This window comes from Aureimonas sp. Leaf454 (assembly GCF_001424685.1).
Classification (GTDB): Bacteria; Pseudomonadota; Alphaproteobacteria; order Rhizobiales; family Rhizobiaceae; genus Plantimonas.
The window spans coordinates 173,997-197,473 of record NZ_LMQT01000001.1 but is presented as its reverse complement, the minus strand read 5'-3'; the positions used below and the strand labels follow the sequence as shown (position 1 = coordinate 197,473).

The following is a 23,477-nucleotide window of genomic DNA, read 5'->3' as shown; positions in this document are numbered from 1 at the left end:
CCGTCATGACCTCTCTTACATCGTCGGACGCAACCGGAGGAAGACGGCTTCGCGAAAAGCCCGGAACATGTGTCCGCAGGTCGTCCGCACGTCTAATTCGAGGGGCAGACGAGGCCCCGATCGAGGCAGGCCGGGGCCGTCGCCGAAAATGACGCGTGGCTCGGACGCGTGGTCTCGATGAGCCCCGCGAAGGACAGGGCGAAGAGGGCGAGGAGAGACGTGAGGATGGTCAGGCGAGCGATCATGGAAAACCTCCGGGCGAGCCGGAGCACCGTAGCGGGGCCAAGCTGGCCCGAGCCTGATCGCTTCGATCATCCCGCGTTCGACGGTCTGAACGATGCGTCAACGCCGCCACGCTGGCGTCCGTCGCCGGCTGCGCTAGCTTCGCGCTCAGTCTTGAGAAGGAACGGTCCCCGATGACGAGCCAGACGCAGCCGATCGAGCTCTACTATTGGCCGACGCCGAACGGATGGAAGATCTCCATCATGCTGGAGGAACTCGGCGTGCCCTACGAGCTCCACACCGTGAACATCGGCGCCGGCGAGCAGTTCGAGCCCTCCTTTCTGAAGATCGCGCCGAACAATCGCATGCCGGCGATCGTCGATCCCGAGGGGCCGGGGGGCGAGCCGATCTCGGTTTTCGAGTCCGGGGCGATCCTTCAATATCTCGGCCGAAAGTTCTCCCGCTTCTATCCCACCGACGAGCGGGCGCGCGTGGCGGTCGACGAGTGGCTGTTCTGGCAGATGGGTGGGCTCGGGCCGATGGCGGGGCAGGCGCACCACTTCCGTCAATATGCGCCGGAGACGATCGAATACGGCATCAACCGCTATACGAACGAGGTCAACCGCCTCTACGGCGTCATGAACCGACGGCTCGCCGACAACGCCTATCTCGGCGGCGCCGACTACTCGATCGCGGATATGGCCTCGATCGGCTGGATCGTTCCCCACGAGAACCAAGGTCAGAACCTCGACGACACGCCGCATCTCAAACGCTGGTTCGAGGCTGTGAAGGCCCGTCCCGCCGTGGAGCGAGGGCTCGCCGTCGGCCGGGAGCTGCGCAAGAACCTCGCGGAGGACAAGGACGCGCAGGCGGTCCTCTTCAATCAGCGCGCCCGCTGAGGGCGCGCGGCAGGATCGAAGCCGCATCGGCCCGCCGGCCTGGTCGGACCCTCGGGACAGGAGGGCCCGATGCCGGCGGGATGCGACGGGAAGAGGATTACTGCTTGGTCCAGTTCTGCGTCTTGCAGAAGATCTTCAGCGCACAGCCCGTCAACTTCATCTTGGAGCCGTTGACCTCGGCGCTGCCGGCATAGGTCTTCTCGGCCTTGGGATCGGTGATCTCCCCGTCGTAGGAGTCGCCGGAGCCGCTCATGCGACCGATCTGCTGGCCCTTGAACTGCCCGGTCGTCAGCGTGATGCAATAGGCACCGCCACACGAGGCGATCTTGGCGGTCTCGCCGCTGGCCGTCGTCCAGTTGCCGACGACCGGCTCCGCGGCCTGCGCGCAGAGAAGGCCCGCGAAGACGAGGCCCGTGGCGATGGCGATGCGTTTCATTCTGTCCTCCCGTTGGATCGAAGGGCGACGGCCGCGGCCGTTCTTCTTCCCTTGACGTAAGCGTAACCGCGCCGCGGCCGAAAACCAAGGGGAAAAGGTCCGCGACTTCGGCCGACGAACCTCTGCCAGGACCGGTGTCGCCGGGGCCGTCCTCACCGTGCGCAGGGCGGGCGTCGAGAGCGGCTTTTTCGCCATGAACGGCGCACGACGACGTCCCCGGCCGACGATCGCAGAGCCCGTCGCTTCAGGGGCTCGCCGGTGCGACGCGAGGCTTCGCCGCGCAGCTGCCCGAGTTGGCGTCATCCCCCCGCCGCTGCGCGATGCGCCAAGGGCTTTTCCCGGCGGAACGTCCGACGTGGTTTCGAAGACCTTTCCGCTGTGTTGCTGAACGAAAGCTTTCGATGCTGTGATGTCCTTGCGGCGCAGGGATCTTCGACTGTGCGATCTGCAAGTCTTACCGATCCCTATACAAGACGTTTAGCTCAAATTAGCCGTGCATTTTAGCGAGTTCTTGAAAGCCGTCGGGCACTCTTGGGTCATCGAAACCAAGCCGGCCACGACCGGCGCAGACAGGGATCTCGACCATGGCTCGCTTCGAACTTCTCGACCCCGAAATGTCGACCGCCGGCTCCGCCTTCTCCGCATCCTCGGGCGACATTCTCTTCGAGATGGGCCTTCGCTGCGCCACGGGACGCAACGGCAAGATCGATCTCGTCTCGGCCCACATGTACTTCAATCTCGCCGACCGCAACGGCGTCGAGGATGCCGCCTTCCATCGCCAGGAAATCGCGTCGCAGATGTCGAAGGGCGAGGTTTCCCGCGCGCTTCGTGCCGCCCGCGACTGGCTGACGATCCACTGATCGCTCAGCCGAGTTCGGCCACCGTCTCCAGAAGAGCCGTCCGGAACAGCGCAAGCTCCTCGCTGCGACCGACCGTGACGCGAATCAGCCGATCGAGCGGCGCCACCTGCGGCTTGCGGATGAACACGCCGCGCCGGATCACGCCCTCCAGCAGTCTGGCCGCATAGGTCCCGTCGCGTCCGGCATCGATCGCGACGAAGTTCGTCGCCGAGGGGAGCGCCCGAAGACCCGCTTGCGCCGCGATCTCCGCGAGAACGAGACGCGCTCTCTCGATGAGGTCCAGCGTCGCATGGAGATGCGCATCGTCGGCCAGCGCCGCGATCGCTCCGGCCTGGGCCATCCGCGACACGCCGAAATGATTGCGCACCTTGTCGAAGGCGACGACCGTTTCCGGCCGCCCGAAGACGAAGCCGATCCGAACCCCCGCCATGCCATAGGCCTTCGAGAAGGTCCGGAAGCGGAGCAGGTTCGGTCGCAGCAGATCCGACGCTGGCAGGACGCCTGCCGGCGCCATATCGCCATAGGCCTCGTCGAGGACGAGGATCGTCTCTTCCGGCAGAGCGCGGGCGAAGTCGACGACCGCCTCCGCGCCGTGCCACGAGCCGGTCGGATTGTCGGGATTGGCGAGGTAGACGAGCTTCGGCCGCAGTCTGAGGCTCGCGTCGAGAAGCGCATCGAGATCTTCCCGGTCCTCGCGATACGGAACGGCGTGAAGCACGCCGCCGCGACCCGCGACGTGGAAGTTGAAGGTCGGATAGGCCCCGAGCGAGGTCACGACCGCATCCCCCGGACCGACGGCGAGGTGCACGAGGTTTCCCAGCAGCCCGTCGATGCCTTCGCCCACGGCGACATGGCCGGGCGCGAGGCCCAGCCGTTGCGCGATCGCCGCCTTCACGTCGAAGAGTTCCGGGTCCGCATAGGCCCAACTCTCTCCGGCCGCCGCGCGCATCGCTTCCAGCGCCAGAGGCGAGGGACCGAACGTGCTCTCGTTGGCGCCGAGACGCGCGAGAAAGCGCGTTCCGCTGCGTCGTTCGATGGCCTCCGGGCCGACGAAGGGGACCGTTGCGGGAAGCTGGCGGGCGATCGGGGTGAAGAGGAGAGGCGCTGCCGGCGTCATGGAGTCCGGTCGATCCGCTTCAACCCGGTCGAGAACCGCTTTCCATTTTCCACGTAATGCGCCGCGGAGGCCTTCAAGGCGGCCGCTGCGGCCGCATCCAGTTCCCGCACCACCTTGGCTGGAGCGCCGACGATCAGCGAGTTCTCCGGAAAATCCTTGCCCTCGGTCACCAAGGCATTCGCGCCGACGATCGAGTTTCGGCCGATGCGGGCCCCGTTCAGGATCGTCGCGCCCATTCCCACGAGGACGTTCTCGCCGAGGGTGCAGCCATGCACGATCGCGCCATGTCCGATCGTGCAGCCCTCGCCGATCTCCAGCGGAAAGCCGGGATCGCTGTGAAGAACGGCATTCTCCTGAACGTTGGTCGAGGCCCCGATCCGCATCGGCTCGTTGTCCCCGCGCAGGACGGCGCCGAACCAGATGCTGACGTCCTGCCCGATGCGAACCTTGCCGACGACACGCGCGCCATCCGCGATGAAGGCGCTGCCGTCCGCCGGCAGTTCGGGTGCTTGCCCGTCGAGTTCGTAGATCGCCATGCCCGTCCCCTTTTCGCGCCGGGACACTGCTTCAGGGTCCTCGAAGGGTCAAGCCGGGCATCAGAGCCGGGCAAGGCGAGCGAGGACGGGCTTGGTCAGGGATTGCCGGATCGTGCCATAGGCTGCCCAAGGGTCTTCGTCGTTCAATCGAGCGGTTATATCGGAGATGCGGAAGGTGTTGGCGGCCTCCAGCGTATCGAGTTCCTTCCAGGACACCGGCGTCGCGACCGGCGCTCCGTCGCGAGCCCGCGTGGAATAGGGGGCGATGGCCGTGGCGCCGCGCTCGTTGCGCAGCCAGTCGATGAAGATGCGGCCCCGGCGCTTGGCCTTCGACATCGTGGCCACGAACCGGGCGGGATCACCGTCGGCAAGCTTCGTCGCAAGGGTGCGCGCGAAATCCTTGACGACGTCGAAGCTCTGCCGGCCCGTCAGGGGCGCCACGACATGGATGCCCTTGCCGCCCGTCACCAGCGCGTAACTCTCGAGACCGAGATGGTTCAGGATGTTGCGGACGTCGCCGGCGGCCTCGCGCACGCTGCCGAAGCCGAGGCCCTCGTCGGGATCGAGATCGAAGACCATCCGGTCCGGCGTTTCGATCCGGTCGATCCGCGAGCCCCAGACGTGAAACTCCAGCGCGTTCATCTGGACGCAGCCGACAAGGCCCGCCGCATCCTCGACGAAGAGATAGTCCTCCGTTCCCCCGTCCTTCTCCGCGATCGGAACCTTTCGGATCGCGTCGGGGAAGCCGCCGGAATCATGCTTCTGGAAGAAGCAGTGCTGTTTCGGCCCCTTCGGACAGCGCACGAGCGACAGCGCGTGGCGGCCCGCATGAACCAGCATGCGTTCCGAGACCGCTTCATAATAGGCGGCGATGTCGCCCTTCGTGATGCCGGGAAAGACCACGCGGTCGGCATGGGAGAGGGCAATGCCGGCGATCGCATCCTTCGAGCTTCGGCTCGCCGGGTCCGGCCGGGACGTCGCGCGGTTCGAAGGCTTCTGGGGCGTCGGCGTCGTCCTCATCGCTCCCTCTCCCGTGACCTCGTCCGCCTTCTTGTCCGCCCGCAGGCCCTTGAAGACGCCGTGCCGGATCTGCCCGTCGGCCGTGATTTCCGCAAAGTCGATCTCGGCGACGAGGGTCGGCTTCACGAAGCGCGCGGTCCGGCGGATCGGTGCGGGCAGGTCGGCAAAGGGCGACGTCGCGCTGGCGAGACTGTCGAAGCTCTCCGCGAGATCATCCAGCGTTCGATCGTCGAAGCCCGAGCCGACCCGGCCGCGATAGACGAGGCGGTCGCCGTCTTTGACGCCGACGAGGATCGAGGAGAAGGGGCGTCCTTTCTTGTCGGAGACGGAATAGCCGCCGATGACGAATTCCTGGCGGCGCGTGCACTTGGTCTTCAGCCAGGCCGATCCGCGTCCGGCCCGATACGGCGCGTCCGCGCGCTTGGACACGATGCCCTCGTGACCGGCCTTGCAGATTTCGTCGAGGACGGCCTTGCCGCGCCCCGCGACATGCTCGCTGAAGAGAAGCGTGCCGTCCTGCTCGCCGGACAGGAGGTTCTGAAGCCGCGCCTTTCGCTCCGAGAGAGGCTCGGCGGCGAGGTCGACGCCGTCGAGTTCCAGAAGATCGAAGCAGAAGCAGGAGAGCGGGCCCCCATTCTTCAGGCGTGCCTGGAGCGTCGAGAAGTCCGTGCGTCCGGCGCCGTCGAAGGCGACGACCTCGCCGTCGATCAGTGCGCTCCGGCAGGCAAGCCGCTCCATGGCGGGCCGAAGCGCTCCGAACCGATCCGTCCAGTCGAGGCCGCTCCGCGTGAACAGCTTCGCCACGCCCCCGCCGAGCGCCACGAGGACGCGATAGCCGTCGTACTTCATCTCGTGGATCCAGCCTGCGCCCTCCGGCGGCGCATCGACGAGCGTGGCGAGCTGCGGCGGACGGAAGGCGGGAACGGATAGGGGCTGGCTGGCGGAGCGAGCCGGCCTCGTCGTCTTCGCGGGCGGCTCGACCCCCTTCGCTTTCGCGGTCCTGGCCGGCGGGTTCGAGACAGCCGAAGCCTTTCCGGCGCTCTTCGAACCGTCCGCGCCGACGAAACGCGGGGCGGCTCCCGCCGCGATCTCCTTGAGGCCGCGCCCGGTCTTGATGCTGCGATCGCTCGCGAGGAGATCGGCGCCGGGATCGGCGGTCGCGTCCTTCTCCTTGATGAGAAGCCAGTTCTCGCGCTTCTCTCGGGCTCTCGGCTTCATGCGGATCAGCGCCCAGCGGCCGTTCATCTTCTCGCCGCGCAGCACCATCTTCAGATTGCCCGCGGCCAGTCCCGTCTCCGGATCGGTTCCGGGTTCCGGCTCCCAAATGCCGCGATCCCACAGCATGACCGTCCCTCCGCCATACTGGTCTGCCGGGATCGTACCTTCGAAATCACCGTAATCGAGCGGATGATCCTCGGTGCGAACCGCGAGGCGTTTGTCGGCCGGATCGAGGCTGGGACCCCTCGTCACCGCCCAGCTTTTCAGGACGCCCTGCCACTCCACGCGAAAATCATAATGGAGCCGCGTCGCGTCGTGCTTCTGGACGCAGAAGGCGAGACCGGCATCGCCACTGCGCCGACGCTTGCTCGTTCCGGACGGCTCGGCGGTCGCCTCGAAGTCGCGCTTCTCCCGGTACGTCCGAAGTCGGTCGTCGGCCCCTGCGCCCATCGTCGTTGACTCCTCAGGCCGACTTGCGCTTCGGGCCGCGCGCGGCCGTTGACTTCGACACCGCCGGCTTGGCCGCGCTCGTCTTGGCGGCTTTCGCCTTCGCCGTCGCAGCACGCGGACGCCTCGCCGCCTTGCTGCGGCTCGTCGCGGCTTCGGCTCCGCTGCCTGCGCCGTCGTCATCCTCCTCCGACGCGCTGCCGCCCGATTCGAGACTCTTCTTCAAGGCGGCCATGAGATCGATGACATTGCTCTTGCCGCGCCCGGCATCGGACGACTCGTCCATGATCACGAGCTTGTCCTCGCCGCCGGCCTTGCGCTTCTCCGCGATCAGGCGCTTCAGCGCCTCGGTGTAGTGGTTCTTGAAGTTCGACGCCTTGAAGGGCGATGACTTGCGCTTGATGAGTTCGCTCGCGACGCTGAGAAGATCGTCTTCCGCCGAACCTTCGGAAATGTCGGCGAAGACCCCGTCCGATTTGCGCACTTCGTCTTCGTAGCGGAGCGTCTCCAGGAGGAGGCCGTTCGAGCAGGGGCGGAGCGCGACGAGATATTCCTTGCCGCGCATCGACAATTGACCCAGTCCCGTCTTCTTGGCCTGTCTCAAGGCATCGCGCACCACGCGGAAGGCGTCTTCGGCGAGGTCGTCCTGCGGGACGACATAATAGGGCTTGTCGAAATAGAGCGGCGGGATCTCGTGGCTGTCGACGAACTGGACGAGTTCCAGCGTCTTCTTCGTCTCCAGCTTCACGCCCTCGATCTCCTCGTCGGTCAGGAGGACGTATTCGTCCTTCTCCACCTCGTAGCCCTTGATGATCTCGTCGGCGTCCACCGGGCCGATGCCCTCGGCCACCTTCTGATAATGGATGCGCTTGCCGCTCTCCCGGTGGATCTGCCGAAAGGCGATCGCCGAGCCCGACGTCGTCGCCGCATAGATCTCGACGGGAATGGAAACGAGGGAAAGCCGGATCTGGCCTTTCCAGACGGGACGGGATGCCATCGGCAGACTCCGAGAAGAGGACGCGCCATACGCTGGACGTGGGAGTCGAACGCCGCTGCTATGCCCCTGTTCCGACTCGCATTTCCTGAATCTTTTGAATCCCTTGGCCGCTCACCGGAAGCCCTTGATTCGGCCAGTGAATCCACCGGACTATCCGAGGTTCCTCGTCCTGCGACGATGGAGAGGACGATCGAAGGGGCACCGCGGACGAGATCGGCGGCCGGGATGCGGGCCGGGGGAGGCCGGCGGAACCCGCCTGACGCCGCGATGCTGGCGGGGTCGGCTGGTCCGGTCCGATCGACGTCGAAGCGCCGACAGGACGCGTTGAGACCGGCGCGACGGCCAAGCCGTCCAGGCGGTCGGCGAACCGCGGGTCGGGCGGCCGTTCGTGTGTCCTTATACATTGCGTTGTCGCGAGAAGGACTTCGCGCCTTCGCCACTCCCCGCACACCCTCGGCGACTCGCTGCCCCGGACTCGCCACGAGGGCGGCCGATTCCGCCGCGATCCCGGTCGAAACTTGCCTCAAACTGACCGGATCCAGCCTCGATTCAGCCTCGATTAACGAAGGTGAACAGACCGTAAGCGAATTAGTGGCATTCGGGTCACACGGGTGTGTCCAAAGGGCTCCAGACGGTCTGTAGCGCCATTCAATTATTGCGTCTGCCGCCGTGCGCGATAATGTCGTGAACAGAAAGAACGCGGTCAACGCTTCGGGCTTTCGACGCAGGGGATGGGGCAGGGAAGGCTTTGCCCTTCATAACAAGGCCCAACCCTAACCTAGTAACTTGACTGGAGGTCAGGACATGAACACGCAGTTTCCGGCGCCCGCGCTGCGGACGCCGTCGTCATGGTCGAGCCCGAGCCGATGGAATACGTCCGCGTTTGCGACGTCTACGGCACCGGCTTCTACTACATCCCCGGCACCGAGACCTGCCTCAAGATCGGCGGCTACGTCCGCATGCGCATCGAGGCCCGGGACAACATCTCGAACGGCGACATCGACCTCGACAACCTGAACAGCGCCGCCTTCGCAAACGGCACGCTCGTCGACGTCAACGGCAACAGCACCACGATCTCGGCTGGCAACGCCGGCGTCATCGGCTCGATCCCCGGCCTCTTCAACCGCGGCTTCTCGAACGACGACTACCGCGTCCGTTCGCGAGTTCGCGCTCGTCTCGACTTCGATGCTCGCGAAGAGACCGAACTCGGCATGCTCCGCGCCTTCGCCCGCGTCCAGGCCACGAACACTTCGGGTTCGGATGCTGCCTACACGATGGACCAGGCCTACATCCAGCTCGGCGGCCTCACCATGGGCAAGCTCGACAGCCTCTGGGCTGAGCGCGACGGCCTCTTCACCGACAACGACTGGTCGGTCGGCGATCTGACCACCAACCGCGTCTCCTACACCTTCGCCGTTGCCGGCTTCACCGCCGCGATCTCGGCCGAAGACGATGGCTCGGGCGATTTCGTTCCCGACGTCGTCGGTCAGCTCGCCTACGAAGGCGGCTGGGGCGAGGCCTACGTTTCTGGCGTCTACGACGAGCAGAGCGGCTTCTCCAGCATCCAGCGCTTCGGCACCTCGGCCACGACGGCTGCGAACTTCGCCGTTCCCGGCTTCCTCAACACCTTCGTCATCGACAACCCGAACGTCCTCGGCTTCAACCCGATCGTCGCTGCTCTCTACCAGGGCGACCTGAACGACTCCGACGACGGCGCCTTCGCTCTGAAGGCCGGCGTGACCCTGAAGGACCTCATCGCGACCGGTTCGCAGCTGAAGGTTGAAGGTCACTACGCGTTCGATCCGACGATCTACGCTGGCGACACGGGCGGCAACTACATCGTCCCGAACGGCGGCTTCCGCAACCAGGGCATCTTCACCTCGGCTCTCCCGGGCAACCCGATCTCGGTCGTCGACCTGAACTCCACGCAGGACTACCTCCTGTCGAGCGAGTGGCAGATCGGTGCTGGCTACCAGCAGCAGATCGACAAGCTGTTCGTCGCCGTCTCCGGCGTCTACGGCGAGACCTTCGACCTCGAGCGTTCGATCCAGTCGTTCATCCCGGTCGGCCTTCCCGGCGCCGGCACCGCGAACGGCGTGCAGACGCAGAACCTCGGCAGCGCCGAGTACTGGGGCGTCGCCGGCAACGTCGGCTACAACATCACCTCGAACTTCTCGGTTCTGGGCGAAGTTTCGTACCGCGAAGTCGACCTGCCGCAGACCATCAGCAACGACCTCGACACGACTGCTGGTTTCATCGAGTTCAAGCGCACGTTCTAATCGGATCTTTCCGATCGGATCAGGGAGGCCCGGCGGCAACGCCGGGCCTTTCGTCGTTTCGGCCCGGCGGCGGCGTCTGCCATGCCCGCTGCGCCCAGGCGAGGCAGGGGACGTTTCCCGGGAAAGGCGGCCGCTGGCCGGGATCGTCGAGCGACGAGATGTCGTGTGGAGGATTCCATTCGGGCGCCATCGGCCTCCTCCGGGGGAGGCGGCGACCCATGCCGCGGTCGACGAGCGATCATCGGTCCCGGGGGCAGGGATGGTTCTTTCGGCGCAGGATCGGCGGTTCGCCGCACCAAGCTCGTCCGCCCGGACGGCGCGCGTGTCCGGCGAGGTCGGGCGGATGCCGCGCCTTTGGGCGGGATGCGGTGGCGGATGTTTCGACAGGACGCGGCCGGTTCTGCGCGAAGGCAAGGACCCGCTCGACCCAGAACGGCGTCACATGAGCCCATGAAAAAAGCCTCCGGGACCGCCGGAGGCTTTTTTCATTCAAGGGCAAGGCGCCGTCGGTCAGCCGGATCGGCGGCCGTAGATGAGATCGCGTTCGATGTCGGATCCCGCACCGAGCCGCATCTTGTAGACCTGGTAGTTCTCCATCACGCGCTGGACGTAGTTGCGCGTTTCGGTGAACGGAATCCGCTCCACCCAGTCCACGACCTCCTCGATCGACTTGCCGCGCGGATCGCCGAACCGCTCGACCCATTCGCGGGCCCGGCGCGGACCGGCATTGTAGGCTGCGAAGGTCAGGATGTAGGACCCGGAGAAATTGTCGATCTGCTCGCCGAGGAAGCGGGCGCCCAAGGCCGCGTTGTAGCCGGGATCGCTGGTCAGCCGCGCGAGCGAAAAGGCGACGCCGGCCTTCTTGGCGACGGCCTTCGCGGTGCCGGGCATCAGCTGGAGCAGGCCGAGCGCGCCCGCGGGCGACTTGGCGCCTGGGTTGAACTCCGATTCCTGACGCGCGATGGCGTAGGCCAGCGCCTTGCCGGCGGCCGAGATGTTGGCCGAGGCGGGGATGACGCCGATGGGGAAGGCGAGGGCCGCGGCATCGACGCCGCGGAAGTTCGCCTGCTTGCCGACCTTCAGCGCGAGATAATGGTCGCCGCGCCGCTCGGCCTGCGCGGCCAGGAGAGCGAGCTCGCCGGGGCTGGTCAGCTCGTCGGCCAATGCGCGATAGAGAATGTTCGCGCGGCTTTCGAGACCCAGTTCCTCGAGGCGACGGATGGCGCGGACCGCGCCGCGGCTCTCGAATCGCTGCCGCTCGGCCGAACTCGGCTTGGGATAGGCGACATTTCCTGGCCCCTTGCCGAGGCGCGATGCCGCGAGCTGCCCGTAATAGGTCGTCGAATAGGCGGCGGCGCGGCTGTAATAATCGGCGGACCGTCCGGATCCGCTCCGATCGGCGGTCCTTCCGAGCCAGTAATAGGCGCGCGACTGCGACAGCGGGCGGTTGGACAGTTCCGCGATCTTGCCGAAATGGCGCCCGGCCGCCTTGGTGTCGCCGAGAAAGGACAGCGCGATCCAGCCGGCGTGAAATTCGGCCTCCGCAGCCTCGGTCGCGTTCTCCGCCGAATGCGCGGCCGCGACCCGATAGGCATCCTTGAACCGCCCGCGGTCGAGAAGGTCGCGCGCGATGATGCGGCGCTCGTTCCACCAGGCTTCGGCATCGACCAGCGAGTCGCGGTCGGTCGGCGCCTGCAGCAGGATGCGCGCGGCTTCCTCGATCTTGTCGGCTTTGCGCAGATACTCGACCTGCGCATAGAGATAGCCGGGATCGCCCCGCTGGCTGCTCGGCACGGCGGCCAGCAGGCTGCCCGCATCCTTGGTTTCGCGCACGACGGCGGCGCGCGCGGCGAACAGGCGTTCGGAATTGGCGAGCGTCTTCAGGCGTTCGGCATCCGAGACGCGATCGGCGTAGAGCAGCATGTCCATGCGCCGCTTGTGGTCGGCCTTGGTCAACATCGGGCCGAAGGTCTTCAGGATCTGGCTCTCGACGGCGCGATCCATCTTGTCTTCGTGCCAGACGCGGCCGATCACGCGCCGCGCCTCTCCGGCCTGGCCGAGTTCGGTCAGGGCGCGTGCGAGTGCCATCGCCCCTTCCGCCGTCTGGGGCCTGGTGTTGCCGAAGGCGCGCACGACGTCGCCGGCCGCCGGCTGCTCGCGGTAGAGCGCGCGCTCGGAATTGGCGCGCAGAGTCTTCATGCCCGGCCAGCCATCGAGCTCGGCGGCTGCATCGGCGATCTCGCGCGCCGGGACGTCGCGGCCGCCGTTCAGCGCGATCGCCCAGGTCAGGATCTGCCGGTCGAGACTGCCGCGGCGCATGCCCTCGCGGATGGCGCGGGCGCGATTGACGTCGCCGCCCGAGAGCGACTTCAGTCCGGCGGAGAGTTCTCCCGCGATCGCCCGTATCTCGCTCGGACGGGACGAGATGGCGGAGATCGAGGCGGTGAAGGCCTGCGCGCTCGTATCGACGCCCGATGGCGCCGGCGCCGCGCGCTGGGCCGGCGCGACGAGGGGATTGCGGGAAGCCGGCGCCGAGCGTCCGAACCGGGCGGGGTCGATGGCGACTCCCGTCGCTCCCATCGGACGAACGACCGGCATGGGGCCGACCGGCGGCAAGACGGACTGCGCGCCGGCCACCTGCACGACAAGGGTCGCAGCAAGGCTCTGCAGGAGAATGCGCTTGGCGAGGGCCGGGAACAGCATGGCAACCTTTCGACGGATCCGTGGGCACGTCGGCGCGCCGACGGACAAAGCGCGCTCTATGGTTTCCCGATTGTGCACGGGCGCCATGAACACATCGTAAAGCCCGCTGCCGATGGGTCTTTCTCCTTCGATCTCGCCGGTTCCATCGCTTGTTTCGCGGGGCGTCGTTCACTATGGTGCCGGCCTTCGTGGAAGGCAAAGCGGCCGTTTTCATGTCGAGGATGCCGGTGGTTCGGCCGAGCGACCTCGCCGCTCGAACGCCGCACCCGCAGCCTGGCATCGCTCATAAGGATGCGCCGGGTGCGCGGCAGGACAGGTCGGGAGTGACACAGGGCATGTTCAAGGGTTCGATGCCGGCGCTTGTGACGCCGTTCGCGGCCGACGGTTCGGTCGACGAGGCGGCGTTCCGCGCCTTCGTCGAGTGGCAGATCGGGGAGGGGTCCCATGGTCTCGTGCCGGTCGGGACGACCGGCGAAAGCCCGACGCTGACGCATGACGAGCACAAGCACGTCGTCGAGATGTGCATCGAGGTCTCGGCGGGTCGGGTTCCCGTCATCGCGGGCGCGGGCTCCAACAACACGGCCGAGGCGATCGACCTCGCCCGCTTCGCCGAAAGCGCCGGCGCGGACGGGCTGCTCGTCGTCACGCCCTACTACAACAAGCCGACGCAGCGCGGCCTCTATGGTCATTATGCGGCCATCGCCAAGGCCGTGAGCCTGCCGATCCTGATCTACAACATTCCGCCGCGTTCGGTGATCGACATGAGCGTCGAGACGATGGCGCGGCTCCATGCCGACTTCCCGAACATCATCGGCGTGAAGGATGCCACCGCCAAGCTCGATCGCGTCTCGGAACAGCGCCATGCCTGCGGGCCGAACTTCCTCCAGATCACCGGCGAGGACGCGACCGCGCTCGCCCACATGGCGCTGGGCGGGCAAGGCGCGATCTCGGTGACGGCCAATGTCGCGCCGCGCCTCTGCTCCGAATTCCAGGTGGCGTGCCTTGCCGGCGACTTCGCGCGTGCCTTAGAGTACCAGGACCGGCTCTATCCGCTTCACCGGGCGATCTTCATCGAGCCCGGCGTGTCGGGCGTCAAATATGCGCTGTCGCGCCTCGGCAAGGTGCAGAACGTCGTGCGCTCGCCGCTGGTGACGATCGAGACGTCGACGCAGGACGCGATCGACGCCGCCCTTCAGCATGCAGGACTGCTGAACTGAAGCCCTCGGCCGGGAGCGGCTGAGCGGCCGACGGGATCGCCCGTCTGGCTGGCAGGCCTTCGGCACCCCATATCCGACAGACGAAGGCCGGACGGTCCGGCCCTCGTCGCATGAGACCGGACGATCATGGCCAAACCCGCGAAGCAGAAGTCGAACATCGCCGCGGAGAACCGCAAGGCGCGGTTCCACTACGAGATCATCGACACGCTGGAGACCGGCATGGTCCTCACCGGCACGGAGATCAAGTCGCTCCGCGAAGGTCGCTCGACGATCGCGGAGTCCTACGCGACGGAGGAGGGGGGCGAGCTCTGGCTCATCAACTCCTACGTGCCGGAATATCTGCAGGCCAATCGCTTCAACCACGTCCCGAAGCGACGCCGGAAGCTGCTCGTCCACAAGAAGCAGTTGAACCGTCTCGCCGGCGCGATCCAGCGCGACGGCATGACCCTCGTGCCGCTCAAAATCTATTTCAACGATCGCGGCATGGCCAAGCTCGAACTCGCCGTCGCCAAGGGCAAGAACGCGCCGGACAAGCGCGAGGCCGAGAAGGAACGCGACTGGAACCGCCAGAAGCAGCGGCTGATGAAGGAAAATCGCTGAGGAGCGTCGAGCATCGCCGGTGGTGCGGCGACCGGTGATCGTCACCGAGACTTGGAGAGCCGATCCGGGACCCACCGTTCGCGGGGGCTCGCGCTTTAGCGGACCGGAGCGTTCCGAGCTAGGCTGAAGAGAGCTCGCGACACCGCGGCTTCAGCGACGTTTGTTGACCCATCCCGTGAAACCTCAAGCCGGCTCGATCGCGTCTGAGGCGCCGTGCCGCTCACGCGTTGTCGCCACCGTCACTCTCGAATGAGAGGACCGGCGCGCGAGGATCAATCCAGATATTCCGCGACGCCCGCAAAGACGCGCTCGAACATTTCCGTGGTGAGGACGCCGGTGTTCGTGTTGTAGCGCGAGCAGTGATAGCTCGACGCGATGCGCAAACCGGCGACGTCGTGGCGGCCGTCGTGCCGGAAGGGTGCGTCCTTCAGCTTCACGCCGAGCGCCCGCAGCGTCGAATCGTGCGCGATCCGGCCGAGGGTGACGACGACGCGAAGGTTCCGAAGCCCCGTCAACGTCGGCGTCAGGAACTGGCGGCAGGTGTTGATCTCCACCGGAAGCGGCTTGTTCTCCGGCGGCACGCACCGGACGGCGTTCATGACTGCGGTCCGGTGAAGCTCCAGCCCGTCGTCGGGGCGCGCGGCGAAGCGATCGTTGGCGAAACCGTACTTGGCGAGCGTCGCGTAGAGGAGATCGCCGGCATAGTCGCCGGTGAAGGGGCGTCCCGTGCGGTTCGCGCCGCGCACGCCGGGCGCGAGCCCGACGATCAGGAGTTGGACGGCGTCCGGTCCGCCGAGTGGCATGAAGGTGCGAACCGGCGCGTTGTGCCAGTCCGGCTCCTTGGCGCGCCAGACCTCACGAAAGTCGACGAGGCGCGGGCAGAGCGGACAATCGTGATCGGGCTGCGGCGGCGCGGCCGTCTGGCTCGATGCCGCCGCTTCGGTCCGCGGGTCGGTCGCGGCGCTCAGCTTTCGTCGTCCGTGTCGGCTTCGGCCTCGGGCTCGCATTCGGCCCTGCGGGCGAGGCGGGCTTCGCGTTCGGCCGCGCTGCGGCCGATCTCGGACCGCAGGCTGGCGAGATCGATGAAGTGATCGGCCTGCCGGCGGAGATCGTCGGAGATCATCGGCGGCTGCGTCGTCAGCGTCGACACGACCGAGACCTTGCGCCCCTTGCGCTGGAGGGCGGCGACGAGCGAACGGAAATCCCCATCGCCCGAAAACAGGACGAAGTGATCGACTGTGTCCGCCAGTTCCATGGCGTCGACGGCCAGTTCGATGTCCATGTTGCCCTTGATCCGGCGGCGGCCGGCGGAGTCGGTGAACTCGCGGGCCGGCTTGGTCACGAGACGATATCCGTTGTAGTCGAGCCAGTCGATCAGCGGCCGTATGGAGGAGTATTCCTGGTCCTCGATCAGGGCGGTGTAATAGTGGGCACGAAGGAGGTATCCGCGCTTCTGGAAGGCCGCGAGCAGCTTCTTGTAGTCGATGTCGAAGCCGAGGCTTCTCGACGTTGCGTAGAGGTTGGCGCCATCGATGAAGAGAGCGATCTTTTCGCGGGAATCGAACATGGGGAAATGAGACCTGCCAAGCGTCCGCTCCCGTCCTCGCGGGAAGGGGCGGCGATACAAGAGGGCCCTCGTCCTCGCGACGGGCCCCTTTGCATGTCTTAGGCTGTGGGCGGCGCATTGCCAACGTTTCGTGAAAGTTGCACGGACCGGATCGAGGGTTGAACGAACAAAAAACATCGCGGAGCGGCTTGCTTTTTGCGAAAGACGCGCTTGTGCCCGAAGGGGCTACGGTTTAAGGAGACCAGCTTACCGTCCGAGTCCTGAGCGTAAGGGGAGACAGGCATGGCCCGCGTCACCGTGGAAGATTGCGTCGACAAGATCGAGAACCGTTTCGAGCTCGTCCTGCTCGCCAGCCACCGCGCCCGCCAGATCGCCCAGGGTCAGCCGATCACCATCGATCGTGACAACGACAAGAACCCCGTCGTCGCTCTGCGCGAGATCGCCGACGAGACGCTGTCGCCGGGCGATCTGAAGGAAGACCTGATCCATTCGCTGCAGAAGCATGTCGAGGTCGACGAGCCGGAGCCGCAGGCGCCCGCGCCGGCCAGCATCGCCGAGGATGCCGCGACCGTGTTCGGCTCTTCCGAAGATGCAGACGAGAACATCGCCTTCGACCGCATGTCCGAGGACGAGCTTCTCGCCGGCATCGAGGGATTGGTGGCGCCCGAGAAGAACGACGATTTCTGAGGTTTGAGTGACGTTTCGGCTTTCGGCTGAGACGAAAGTCTACCTATATTGGGAAGGGCGCTTCGCGGCTGCGGGGCGCCCTTTTTGATTCCCGACGAACGACCCCGCTCCATTCCCGCCCAACCTGCAGGACGCCAGCCCCGCCCGATGATGCGCCAATACGAACTCGTCGAGAAGGTGGCGAGCTACAAGCCCGATCTCGACGAAGCGCTTCTCAACCGCGCCTATGTCTACGCCATGCAGAAGCACGGCTCGCAGAAGCGCGCGAGCGGCGACCCGTATTTCTCCCATCCGCTCGAAGTCGCCGCGATCCTGACCGAGATGCGCCTCGACGAGGCGACCATCGCGGTCGCGCTCCTGCACGACACGATCGAGGACACCGACGCCACCCGCAAGGAGATCGACCAGCTCTTCGGCGCCAAGATCGGCCAACTCGTCGAGGGGCTGACCAAGCTGAAGCGGCTCGACCTCGTGTCGAAGAAGGCGGAGCAGGCGGAGAATCTGCGCAAGCTGCTTCTCGCCATTGCCGACGACATCCGCGTCCTCCTCGTGAAGCTCGCTGACCGCCTGCACAACATGCGCACGCTGGGCCACATGCGGCAGGACAAGCGGTTGCGCATCGCGCAGGAGACGATGGACATCTATGCGCCGCTGGCCGGCCGCATGGGCATGCAGGACATGCGCGAGGAGCTGGAAGACCTGGCCTTCCGCCATGTGAATGCGGAAGCCTACGAGACGATCACCGCGCGGCTGTCCGAGCTTCGCGAGAAGCATGCCGGAACCATCGCGCAGATCGAGGCCGACCTGACCGAGCGTCTCGCTCAGAGCGGCATCGTCGCCAAGGTCAAGGGCCGGCAGAAGAAACCCTATTCGGTCTTCTCCAAGATGCAGAGAAAGGCGCTCTCGCTGGAGCAGCTCTCGGACATCTTCGGCTTCCGCGTCATCGTCGAGGACGAGGATGCCTGCTATCGCACGCTCGGCATCGTCCACCGGGCCTGGCCGATGGTGCCCGGCCGCTTCAAGGACTATATCTCGATCCCCAAGCAGAACGATTACCGTTCGATCCACACGACGATCGTCGGGCCGTCGCGCCAGCGCGTCGAACTGCAGATCCGCACGCGCGACATGCACCAGATCGCCGAGCAGGGCGTGGCCGCGCATGCGGTCTACAAGGAAGCCGAGCCCGGCCGGGAGGGGCGTGTCGTACTGTCCAGCGAGTCCAACGCCTTCGCCTGGCTGCGCCGGACCATCGAACTCCTCGCGGACGGCGACAACCCCGAGGAGTTCCTGGAGCACACCAAGCTCGAGCTGTTCCAGGATCAGGTGTTCTGCTTCACTCCCAAGGGGCGGCTGATCGCGCTGCCGCGCGGCGCGACGCCGATCGACTTCGCCTATGCGGTCCACACCGATGTCGGCGACACCTGCGTCGGCGCCAAGATCGACGGGCGCATCATGCCGGTCGTGACCGAGCTCGGGAACGGCGACGAGGTCGAGATCATCCGCTCCAAGGGCGCGACGCCGCCGGCGGCCTGGGAGACGATCGCCGTCACCGGAAAGGCGCGGGCGGCGATCCGCAAGTCGACCCGGCTCGCCATCCGCCGCCAATATGCAGGCCTCGGCCAGCAGATGCTCGCGCGCAGTTTCTCGCGCTCGGGCAAGACCTTCACGCGGGAAGGGCTGAAGCCCTATCTCGCCAAGCTCGGACATCGCGAGGTCGACGATGCGCTGGCCGCCGTGGGACGCGGGGAGCTCGCGACCGCGGACGTCCTGCGCGCCGTCCACCCGGACTTCCAGGACAGCCGCGTGACGAAGGCGGGCGTGCGCAGCGACGAGGACGGCTGGTTTCAGTTGCGCGCGGCAACCGGCATGATGTTTCGCATTCCGTCCATCGCCGAAGCGGAGAAGCAGGGCCTCGCCATCCCGATCCGGGGGGCGGGCGTGGATACGCCGGTGCAGTTCTGCGCGGAGGGCGCCGTGCCGGGCGACCGCATCGTCGGCATTCTCGATCCCGGCCGCGGCATCACGATCTATCCGATCCAGTCGCCCGCTCTGGCCGCCTTCGACAATCACCCGGAACGCTGGGTCGACGTTCGCTGGGACATTTCCTCGGAGATGAGCATCCGGTTCCCCGCGCGCATTCTCGTCGCGGTGTCCAACGAGCCGGGCACGCTCGCCGAGGTCGCCGAGACGATCGCAGCCAACGATGCGAACATCCACAATCTCTCGATGGTCAAGCCGGCGCCCGACATCACGAGCATGGTCATCGACCTCGAAGTGTGGGATCTGCAGCACCTGACGCGCACGCTCAACCAGCTGCGCGGCAAGCCCTGCGTCTCCGAAGCGAGCCGCATCAACGGCTGAGCGGTTTCGAGCGGAAGAAGGCGGACGGAATGGACACGCGCGAGGTCATCGAGATCTTTCGGCAGGCGGGCGCCTATCTGGAAGGCCACTTCATCCTGACCTCGGGTCTGCGCAGCCCGATCTTCCTGCAGAAGGCGCGCGTCTTCATGCATGCCGATCTCACCGAGCGGCTCTGCAAGGCTTTGGCGGCGCGCATCGAGGCCGGGGTTCCGGGCCGGATCGACGCCGTCGTCGGCCCGGCCGTCGGTGGCCTCATTCCGGCCTATGAAACGTCACGGCATCTGAAGGTGCCTGCGATCTGGGTCGAGCGCGAGGCCGGCGTCTTCCGCCTTCGTCGATTCGAGATCGCGCCCGGCTCGCGGGTCGTCATCGTCGAGGATATCGTGACGACCGGTCTGTCGATCCGCGAAACGGTGGCCTGCATGACGGCGCTCGGCGTCGAGGTCGTCGCTGCGGCCTGCATCATCGATCGCTCCGCGGGGAAGGCGGATGTCGGCGTGCCGCTGATCGCGCTGGCCGAATACGAGGTTCCGGCCTATCCCGCGGACGCACTGCCGCCCGAGCTTGCCGCAATTCCGCCGGTGAAGCCCGGTAGCCGATCCCTCTAGAACGCGCGGCTCGACCGGCCCGCACTTTTGACGACGGCGATCCGTCAAACGACGACGAGCCGTTCCACACCGAAGATCCGGCGCCATCGCCCCGACGACGATCGAGACTGTCATGCTCTTCCGGCGGCGCGAACCGCAGACCTTCTGGACCAAGACGCGCACGGCCATCTGGCCGCGCCGCTCCTTCCGCCGTTCCGCCGCCTATTTCCAGAAGCGCGTGCTGCGCCTCAAAGCGCATCCGCATGCGATCGCGGCCGGTATCGCGGCCGGCGTCTTCTCGTCCTTCACGCCCTTCGTGGGTTTCCACTTCCTTATCGCCTTCGCGATCGCCTTCTGCCTGTCCGGCAACATGGCGGCGGCGGCTTTGGGCTGCCTTCTCGGCAATCCCCTGACCTTTCCCGCCGTCTGGGCCGCGACCTACGAGGTCGGCCGCCTGATGCTCGGCGTCTCGCCGGCGGTCGGCGACGGCGCCGCCCCGGCCGGCATCGCCCACGCGCTCCTGAACCGCGACCTTCTCGCGATCTGGGACCCGATCGTGAAGCCCATGCTGATCGGCTCTCTGCCGCTCGGCATCGGTTTCGCCGGCGTGGCCTACGCCGCCGTCTTCGTCGGCGCGCGCTCGTTCCAGCGTCGGCGGGCGCTGCGCATCCAGGAGCTTCGGGCGAAAGGCTCGCTCGTCCCGTCCTCCGTCGAGACCGCTTCATGATCATCGGCATCGGCAGCGATCTCATCGACATCCGGCGGATCGAACAGACGCTGGAGCGGCACGGCGAACGGTTCACGGCGCGCGTCTTCACCGAGATCGAGCAGGCGCGATCCGACCGGCGGGCCCAGCGGGCCGCATCCTATGCCAAGCGCTTCGCGGCCAAGGAGGCCTGTGCCAAGGCGCTCGGCACCGGTCTTTCGCGCGGCGTCTTCTGGCGGGACATGGGCGTCGTGAACCTGCCCGGCGGCGCGCCGACCATGGCGCTGACCGGCGGGGCGCTGGCACGGCTCGAGGCGATCACGCCGCCTGGATGCGTCGCGGCGATCCACGTCACCATCACCGACGACCATCCCCTCGCGCAGGCCTTCGTCGTCATCGAGGCGCGACCGCTTCGGGAGGGCTGAGGCGGAGGCCTCGTAAATCGGCGCCGGGGCGGTTTCCACGGGGCTTTGCGGTGTTATAAGGCGCCAGCGGCCGGGCCGCGTGGGTCAGGACGGGGTTTGAGCATGGTCGATCGGACCGAAACGAAAGAGAGCGGCGGCTTCGGCGAGACCCTCAAGGTCATCGTGCAGGCGCTTCTGCTCGCCCTGGTGATCCGCACCATCCTGTTCCAGCCCTTCTCCATTCCCTCCGGCTCGATGATGCCGACGCTGGTCGAGGGCGACTACATCTTCGTCTCCAAATGGAGCTACGGCTTCAGCCGCTATTCGCTGCCGTCGTTGCCGCCGTATGTCGGCTACGTTCCGGTCGAGGGGCGCGCACTCGGCTCGGTGCCGGAGCGGGGCGACATCGTCGTCTTCCGCAAGCCGCACGAGGAGGAGATCGACTATATCAAGCGCCTGATCGGCTTGCCCGGCGACAAGATCCAGGTTCGCGAGGGCGTTCTCTACATCAACGACGTCGCGGTGCCGCGAGAGGCGACCGACGACTTCATCGCCGACGACGGCAGTCGCGTTCCGCAGTTCCGCGAGACGCTGCCGAACGGCGTCACCTATCTGACGCTCGACCTCAATCCCGCTTCGACCGGCGACAACACGCGCGAATTCGTCGTGCCGCCCGGCCATTTCTTCATGATGGGCGACAATCGCGACAATTCGCTCGATAGCCGGTTCGACGTCGGCTACGTGCCGTTCGACAACCTGATCGGCAAGGCGCAGATCATCTTCTTCTCCATCGACGGCGGCGAGTCGCCGCTGAAGCTTTGGCTCTGGCCGACGGAGCTGCGTCCGAGCCGCTTCTTCACATGGCTCAGCTGAAGATCGACCGCTCGCTCGAGGAGCTCGAACGCCGGATCGGGTTGACGGTCGCCGACCGTGCGCGGCTCGAACGGGCGCTGACCCATGCCAGTCTGAAATCCAATGCCGCTTCGAGCTATGAGCGGCTTGAGTTTCTCGGCGACCGCGTGCTCGGCCTCGTCGTCGCCGAGAAGCTCTTCGAGATGTTTCCGAGCGCCAGCGAGGGCGAGATGTCGCTCAGGCTGAACGCGCTGGTCAGCGCGGAGGCCTGCGCCGAGATCGCCGACGAGATCGGCCTCGCCCCGTTCATCCGCCACGGCGGCGATCTCAAGAAGGTCAAGGGCGAGAAGACCAAGGGGGTGCGCGCCGACGTGGTGGAAGCGCTGATCGCGGCGATCTATCTCGGCAACGGCATGGACGACGCGCGGGATTTCATCCTGCGCTTTTGGTCGCAGAAGTTCGGTTCGGTGGGCGAGGCCCGGCGAGACGCCAAGACCGCGCTCCAGGAGTGGGTGCACACGAGGACGACGAAGCCGCCGCGATATGAGATGGTGGACCGCACCGGTCCCGACCACGATCCCGTCTTCACCGTGCGAGCGATCATCGAGAACGTCGAGCCGGCGGACGGCAGCGGGCGCTCCAAGCGTCTGGCCGAGCAGGAGGCGGCGGCGCTGATTCTGCGCCGCGAGGGCATTTGGAAGGACGAGAGTTGAGCGACGACGCACACCAGGACGAGACCCCCGCGGCGGGCGCTGCGACGCAGGAGGCCGCACCCACGCGTTCGGGCTTCGTCGCGCTTCTTGGCGCGCCCAACGCCGGCAAGTCGACGCTGCTCAACCAGCTCGTCGGGACCAAGGTCTCGATCGTGACGCACAAGGTTCAGACCACGCGCGCCCTCGTGCGCGGCATCGCCATCGAGGATCGCACGCAGATCGTCTTCATCGACACGCCCGGAATCTTCGCGCCGAAGCGGCGGCTCGATCGCGCGATGGTGAAGACGGCCTGGGGCGGCGCCAAGGATGCCGATATCGTCGCCGCGCTCGTCGATGCCGAGCGAGGCGTCAACGAGGAGGTCGAGGCGATCCTGGAGCGGTTGAAGGACAGCCGCAATCCGGTGATCCTCCTCCTCAACAAGGTCGACCGCATCCAGCGCGACAAGCTTCTCGGCCTCACCAAGGACCTGACCGAGCGGGGCGTCGACTTCGAGAAGGTCTTCATGATCTCCGCCTTGAACGGTTCGGGCTGCGCCGATCTGATGGCCTGGCTGGCGCAGCGTTTGCCGGAGGGCCCCTGGTACTATCCCGAGGACCAGATCACGGATCTCCCGATCCGCCAGCTCGCGGCCGAGATCACGCGCGAGAAGCTCTTCCTGCGCCTGCACCAGGAACTGCCCTATTCGAGCCATGTCGAGACCGAGCTCTGGCAGAAGCGGGACGACGGCTCGGTGCGCATCGAGCAGACGATCTACGTGGAGCGCGAGAGCCAGAAGAAGATCGTGATCGGCCACAAGGGCGAGACGATCAAGGCGATCGGTTCCGCTGCGCGACGCGAGATCACCGAAGCCGCGGAAGAGCGCGTTCACCTCTTCCTCTTCGTGAAGGTCCGCGAGAACTGGGGCGACGATCCCGAACGCTATCGCGAGATGGGCCTCGATTTTTCGGGCTGACCGGGGTTTCCGAGCCCTGCCGTTCCTATCTGAAGGACAGCGAGCGACGTTTCGTCTGCATGCCGTCACGCGGATGGGTCGATGAGAGAACCGGGC

General features: G+C 66.4%; 22 protein-coding genes. 13 read left to right on the top strand and 9 right to left on the bottom strand.

From position 1 onward, the window contains the following. Positions 1-92: 92 nt before the first annotated feature. Positions 93-245, bottom strand: coding sequence for a hypothetical protein (locus tag ASG43_RS22425; protein ID WP_156386318.1), 153 nt, complete (start codon positions 243-245; stop codon positions 93-95). 171 nt (positions 246-416) lie between these two features. On the opposite strand from ASG43_RS22425, the gene ASG43_RS00905 reads away from it, so the two are divergent. Continuing rightward, the gene (locus ASG43_RS00905; protein WP_056499254.1) at positions 417-1,121 is read left to right on the top strand and encodes a glutathione S-transferase N-terminal domain-containing protein; all 705 of its coding nucleotides are present in this window, start codon (positions 417-419) and stop codon (positions 1,119-1,121) included. 97 nt (positions 1,122-1,218) lie between these two features. Here ASG43_RS00905 and ASG43_RS00900 read toward each other — a convergent pair whose 3' ends face one another. Continuing rightward, positions 1,219-1,557, bottom strand: a complete 339-nt coding sequence (locus tag ASG43_RS00900) for a DUF2147 domain-containing protein (RefSeq protein WP_056499251.1) — start codon at positions 1,555-1,557, stop codon at positions 1,219-1,221. A 584-nt stretch (positions 1,558-2,141) separates the two neighbouring features. Here ASG43_RS00900 and ASG43_RS00895 point away from each other — a divergent pair. Continuing rightward, the gene (locus ASG43_RS00895) at positions 2,142-2,417 is read left to right on the top strand and encodes a hypothetical protein (RefSeq protein ID WP_056499246.1); all 276 of its coding nucleotides are present in this window, start codon (positions 2,142-2,144) and stop codon (positions 2,415-2,417) included. A 4-nt stretch (positions 2,418-2,421) separates the two neighbouring features. On the opposite strand, the gene ASG43_RS00890 is transcribed toward ASG43_RS00895, so the two are convergent. From ASG43_RS00890 to ASG43_RS00875, 4 genes are read right to left on the bottom strand one after another with little or no spacing between them, the layout of a single operon-like run. After that, on the bottom strand, positions 2,422-3,534 hold the full coding sequence (locus ASG43_RS00890; protein ID WP_056499242.1) for a pyridoxal phosphate-dependent aminotransferase: 1,113 nt from the start codon (positions 3,532-3,534) through the stop codon (positions 2,422-2,424). After that, positions 3,531-4,070: a gamma carbonic anhydrase family protein gene (locus ASG43_RS00885; protein WP_056499240.1), complete on the bottom strand. Its 540-nt coding sequence runs from the start codon at positions 4,068-4,070 to the stop codon at positions 3,531-3,533. The genes ASG43_RS00890 and ASG43_RS00885 overlap by 4 nt, the downstream gene beginning before the upstream one ends. Positions 4,071-4,130: 60 nt before the next feature. Next, complete coding sequence (ligD, locus tag ASG43_RS00880; protein WP_056499238.1) at positions 4,131-6,758, bottom strand: DNA ligase D; 2,628 nt, start codon at positions 6,756-6,758, stop codon at positions 4,131-4,133. Positions 6,759-6,771: 13 nt separating this feature from the next. Beyond that, complete coding sequence (locus ASG43_RS00875) at positions 6,772-7,752, bottom strand: Ku protein (protein WP_056499235.1); 981 nt, start codon at positions 7,750-7,752, stop codon at positions 6,772-6,774. Between the two features lie 848 nt (positions 7,753-8,600). Between ASG43_RS00875 and ASG43_RS00870 the strand changes: the two genes are divergently transcribed. Continuing rightward, the gene (locus ASG43_RS00870; protein ID WP_056499231.1) at positions 8,601-10,031 is read left to right on the top strand and encodes a porin; all 1,431 of its coding nucleotides are present in this window, start codon (positions 8,601-8,603) and stop codon (positions 10,029-10,031) included. Positions 10,032-10,541: 510 nt separating this feature from the next. On the opposite strand, the gene ASG43_RS00865 is transcribed toward ASG43_RS00870, so the two are convergent. Next, complete coding sequence (locus tag ASG43_RS00865; RefSeq protein WP_082490511.1) at positions 10,542-12,734, bottom strand: lytic transglycosylase domain-containing protein; 2,193 nt, start codon at positions 12,732-12,734, stop codon at positions 10,542-10,544. Positions 12,735-13,069: 335 nt separating this feature from the next. Here ASG43_RS00865 and dapA point away from each other — a divergent pair, with 335 nt between their 5' ends. Beyond that, the gene (gene dapA / locus ASG43_RS00860; protein WP_056499228.1) at positions 13,070-13,951 is read left to right on the top strand and encodes a 4-hydroxy-tetrahydrodipicolinate synthase; all 882 of its coding nucleotides are present in this window, start codon (positions 13,070-13,072) and stop codon (positions 13,949-13,951) included. Positions 13,952-14,077: 126 nt separating this feature from the next. Next, positions 14,078-14,551 (top strand): SsrA-binding protein SmpB, encoded by a 474-nt coding sequence (gene smpB, locus ASG43_RS00855; protein ID WP_056499224.1) that lies wholly within the window; start codon positions 14,078-14,080, stop codon positions 14,549-14,551. Positions 14,552-14,823: 272 nt separating this feature from the next. Here smpB and ASG43_RS00850 read toward each other — a convergent pair whose 3' ends face one another. Together ASG43_RS00850 and ASG43_RS00845 are read right to left on the bottom strand one after the other, a co-directional pair. Continuing rightward, positions 14,824-15,558, bottom strand: coding sequence for a uracil-DNA glycosylase (locus ASG43_RS00850; protein ID WP_082490510.1), 735 nt, complete (start codon positions 15,556-15,558; stop codon positions 14,824-14,826). Then, on the bottom strand, positions 15,516-16,118 hold the full coding sequence (locus tag ASG43_RS00845; RefSeq protein WP_056499221.1) for an NYN domain-containing protein: 603 nt from the start codon (positions 16,116-16,118) through the stop codon (positions 15,516-15,518). Before ASG43_RS00845 ends, ASG43_RS00850 begins: the two co-directional genes overlap by 43 nt. Positions 16,119-16,400: 282 nt before the next feature. Between ASG43_RS00845 and rpoZ the strand changes: the two genes are divergently transcribed. From rpoZ to era, 8 genes are all read left to right on the top strand, one after another. Next, the gene (gene rpoZ, locus ASG43_RS00840) at positions 16,401-16,805 is read left to right on the top strand and encodes a DNA-directed RNA polymerase subunit omega (protein WP_056499217.1); all 405 of its coding nucleotides are present in this window, start codon (positions 16,401-16,403) and stop codon (positions 16,803-16,805) included. 147 nt (positions 16,806-16,952) lie between these two features. Continuing rightward, positions 16,953-19,166, top strand: a complete 2,214-nt coding sequence (locus ASG43_RS00835; protein ID WP_056499216.1) for a bifunctional (p)ppGpp synthetase/guanosine-3',5'-bis(diphosphate) 3'-pyrophosphohydrolase — start codon at positions 16,953-16,955, stop codon at positions 19,164-19,166. Positions 19,167-19,195: 29 nt separating this feature from the next. After that, the gene (pyrE, locus tag ASG43_RS00830; RefSeq protein WP_056499212.1) at positions 19,196-19,774 is read left to right on the top strand and encodes an orotate phosphoribosyltransferase; all 579 of its coding nucleotides are present in this window, start codon (positions 19,196-19,198) and stop codon (positions 19,772-19,774) included. A gap of 112 nt (positions 19,775-19,886) precedes the next feature. After that, positions 19,887-20,480 carry a DUF2062 domain-containing protein gene (locus tag ASG43_RS00825; protein ID WP_056499210.1) on the top strand — a complete coding sequence of 198 codons (594 nt, stop codon included), beginning with the start codon at positions 19,887-19,889 and terminating at the stop codon, positions 20,478-20,480. Then, the gene (gene acpS / locus ASG43_RS00820) at positions 20,477-20,884 is read left to right on the top strand and encodes a holo-ACP synthase (RefSeq protein WP_056499208.1); all 408 of its coding nucleotides are present in this window, start codon (positions 20,477-20,479) and stop codon (positions 20,882-20,884) included. Before ASG43_RS00825 ends, acpS begins: the two co-directional genes overlap by 4 nt. 102 nt (positions 20,885-20,986) lie before the next feature. Then, positions 20,987-21,736: a signal peptidase I gene (lepB, locus tag ASG43_RS00815; RefSeq protein ID WP_056499205.1), complete on the top strand. Its 750-nt coding sequence runs from the start codon at positions 20,987-20,989 to the stop codon at positions 21,734-21,736. Beyond that, positions 21,724-22,428: a ribonuclease III gene (gene rnc / locus ASG43_RS00810; protein ID WP_056499202.1), complete on the top strand. Its 705-nt coding sequence runs from the start codon at positions 21,724-21,726 to the stop codon at positions 22,426-22,428. The genes lepB and rnc overlap by 13 nt, the downstream gene beginning before the upstream one ends. Beyond that, positions 22,425-23,381 (top strand): GTPase Era, encoded by a 957-nt coding sequence (era, locus tag ASG43_RS00805; protein WP_056499198.1) that lies wholly within the window; start codon positions 22,425-22,427, stop codon positions 23,379-23,381. Before rnc ends, era begins: the two co-directional genes overlap by 4 nt. Positions 23,382-23,477 lie beyond the last annotated feature (96 nt).

What these genes read in the sequence shown, in the direction of transcription:
- ASG43_RS22425 (WP_156386318.1), bottom strand. Translation starts at nt 245, where the DNA reads ATGATCGCTCGCCTGACCATCCTCACGTCTCTCCTCGCCCTCTTCGCC.
- ASG43_RS00905 (WP_056499254.1), top strand. Translation starts at nt 417, where the DNA reads ATGACGAGCCAGACGCAGCCGATCGAGCTCTACTATTGGCCGACGCCG.
- ASG43_RS00900 (WP_056499251.1), bottom strand. Translation starts at nt 1,557, where the DNA reads ATGAAACGCATCGCCATCGCCACGGGCCTCGTCTTCGCGGGCCTTCTC.
- ASG43_RS00895 (WP_056499246.1), top strand. Translation starts at nt 2,142, where the DNA reads ATGGCTCGCTTCGAACTTCTCGACCCCGAAATGTCGACCGCCGGCTCC.
- ASG43_RS00890 (WP_056499242.1), bottom strand. Translation starts at nt 3,534, where the DNA reads ATGACGCCGGCAGCGCCTCTCCTCTTCACCCCGATCGCCCGCCAGCTT.
- ASG43_RS00885 (WP_056499240.1), bottom strand. Translation starts at nt 4,070, where the DNA reads ATGGCGATCTACGAACTCGACGGGCAAGCACCCGAACTGCCGGCGGAC.
- ligD (WP_056499238.1), bottom strand. Translation starts at nt 6,758, where the DNA reads ATGGGCGCAGGGGCCGACGACCGACTTCGGACGTACCGGGAGAAGCGC.
- ASG43_RS00875 (WP_056499235.1), bottom strand. Translation starts at nt 7,752, where the DNA reads ATGGCATCCCGTCCCGTCTGGAAAGGCCAGATCCGGCTTTCCCTCGTT.
- ASG43_RS00870 (WP_056499231.1), top strand. Translation starts at nt 8,601, where the DNA reads ATGGTCGAGCCCGAGCCGATGGAATACGTCCGCGTTTGCGACGTCTAC.
- ASG43_RS00865 (WP_082490511.1), bottom strand. Translation starts at nt 12,734, where the DNA reads ATGCTGTTCCCGGCCCTCGCCAAGCGCATTCTCCTGCAGAGCCTTGCT.
- dapA (WP_056499228.1), top strand. Translation starts at nt 13,070, where the DNA reads ATGTTCAAGGGTTCGATGCCGGCGCTTGTGACGCCGTTCGCGGCCGAC.
- smpB (WP_056499224.1), top strand. Translation starts at nt 14,078, where the DNA reads ATGGCCAAACCCGCGAAGCAGAAGTCGAACATCGCCGCGGAGAACCGC.
- ASG43_RS00850 (WP_082490510.1), bottom strand. Translation starts at nt 15,558, where the DNA reads ATGCGAGCCCGAGGCCGAAGCCGACACGGACGACGAAAGCTGAGCGCC.
- ASG43_RS00845 (WP_056499221.1), bottom strand. Translation starts at nt 16,118, where the DNA reads ATGTTCGATTCCCGCGAAAAGATCGCTCTCTTCATCGATGGCGCCAAC.
- rpoZ (WP_056499217.1), top strand. Translation starts at nt 16,401, where the DNA reads ATGGCCCGCGTCACCGTGGAAGATTGCGTCGACAAGATCGAGAACCGT.
- ASG43_RS00835 (WP_056499216.1), top strand. Translation starts at nt 16,953, where the DNA reads ATGATGCGCCAATACGAACTCGTCGAGAAGGTGGCGAGCTACAAGCCC.
- pyrE (WP_056499212.1), top strand. Translation starts at nt 19,196, where the DNA reads ATGGACACGCGCGAGGTCATCGAGATCTTTCGGCAGGCGGGCGCCTAT.
- ASG43_RS00825 (WP_056499210.1), top strand. Translation starts at nt 19,887, where the DNA reads ATGCTCTTCCGGCGGCGCGAACCGCAGACCTTCTGGACCAAGACGCGC.
- acpS (WP_056499208.1), top strand. Translation starts at nt 20,477, where the DNA reads ATGATCATCGGCATCGGCAGCGATCTCATCGACATCCGGCGGATCGAA.
- lepB (WP_056499205.1), top strand. Translation starts at nt 20,987, where the DNA reads ATGGTCGATCGGACCGAAACGAAAGAGAGCGGCGGCTTCGGCGAGACC.
- rnc (WP_056499202.1), top strand. Translation starts at nt 21,724, where the DNA reads ATGGCTCAGCTGAAGATCGACCGCTCGCTCGAGGAGCTCGAACGCCGG.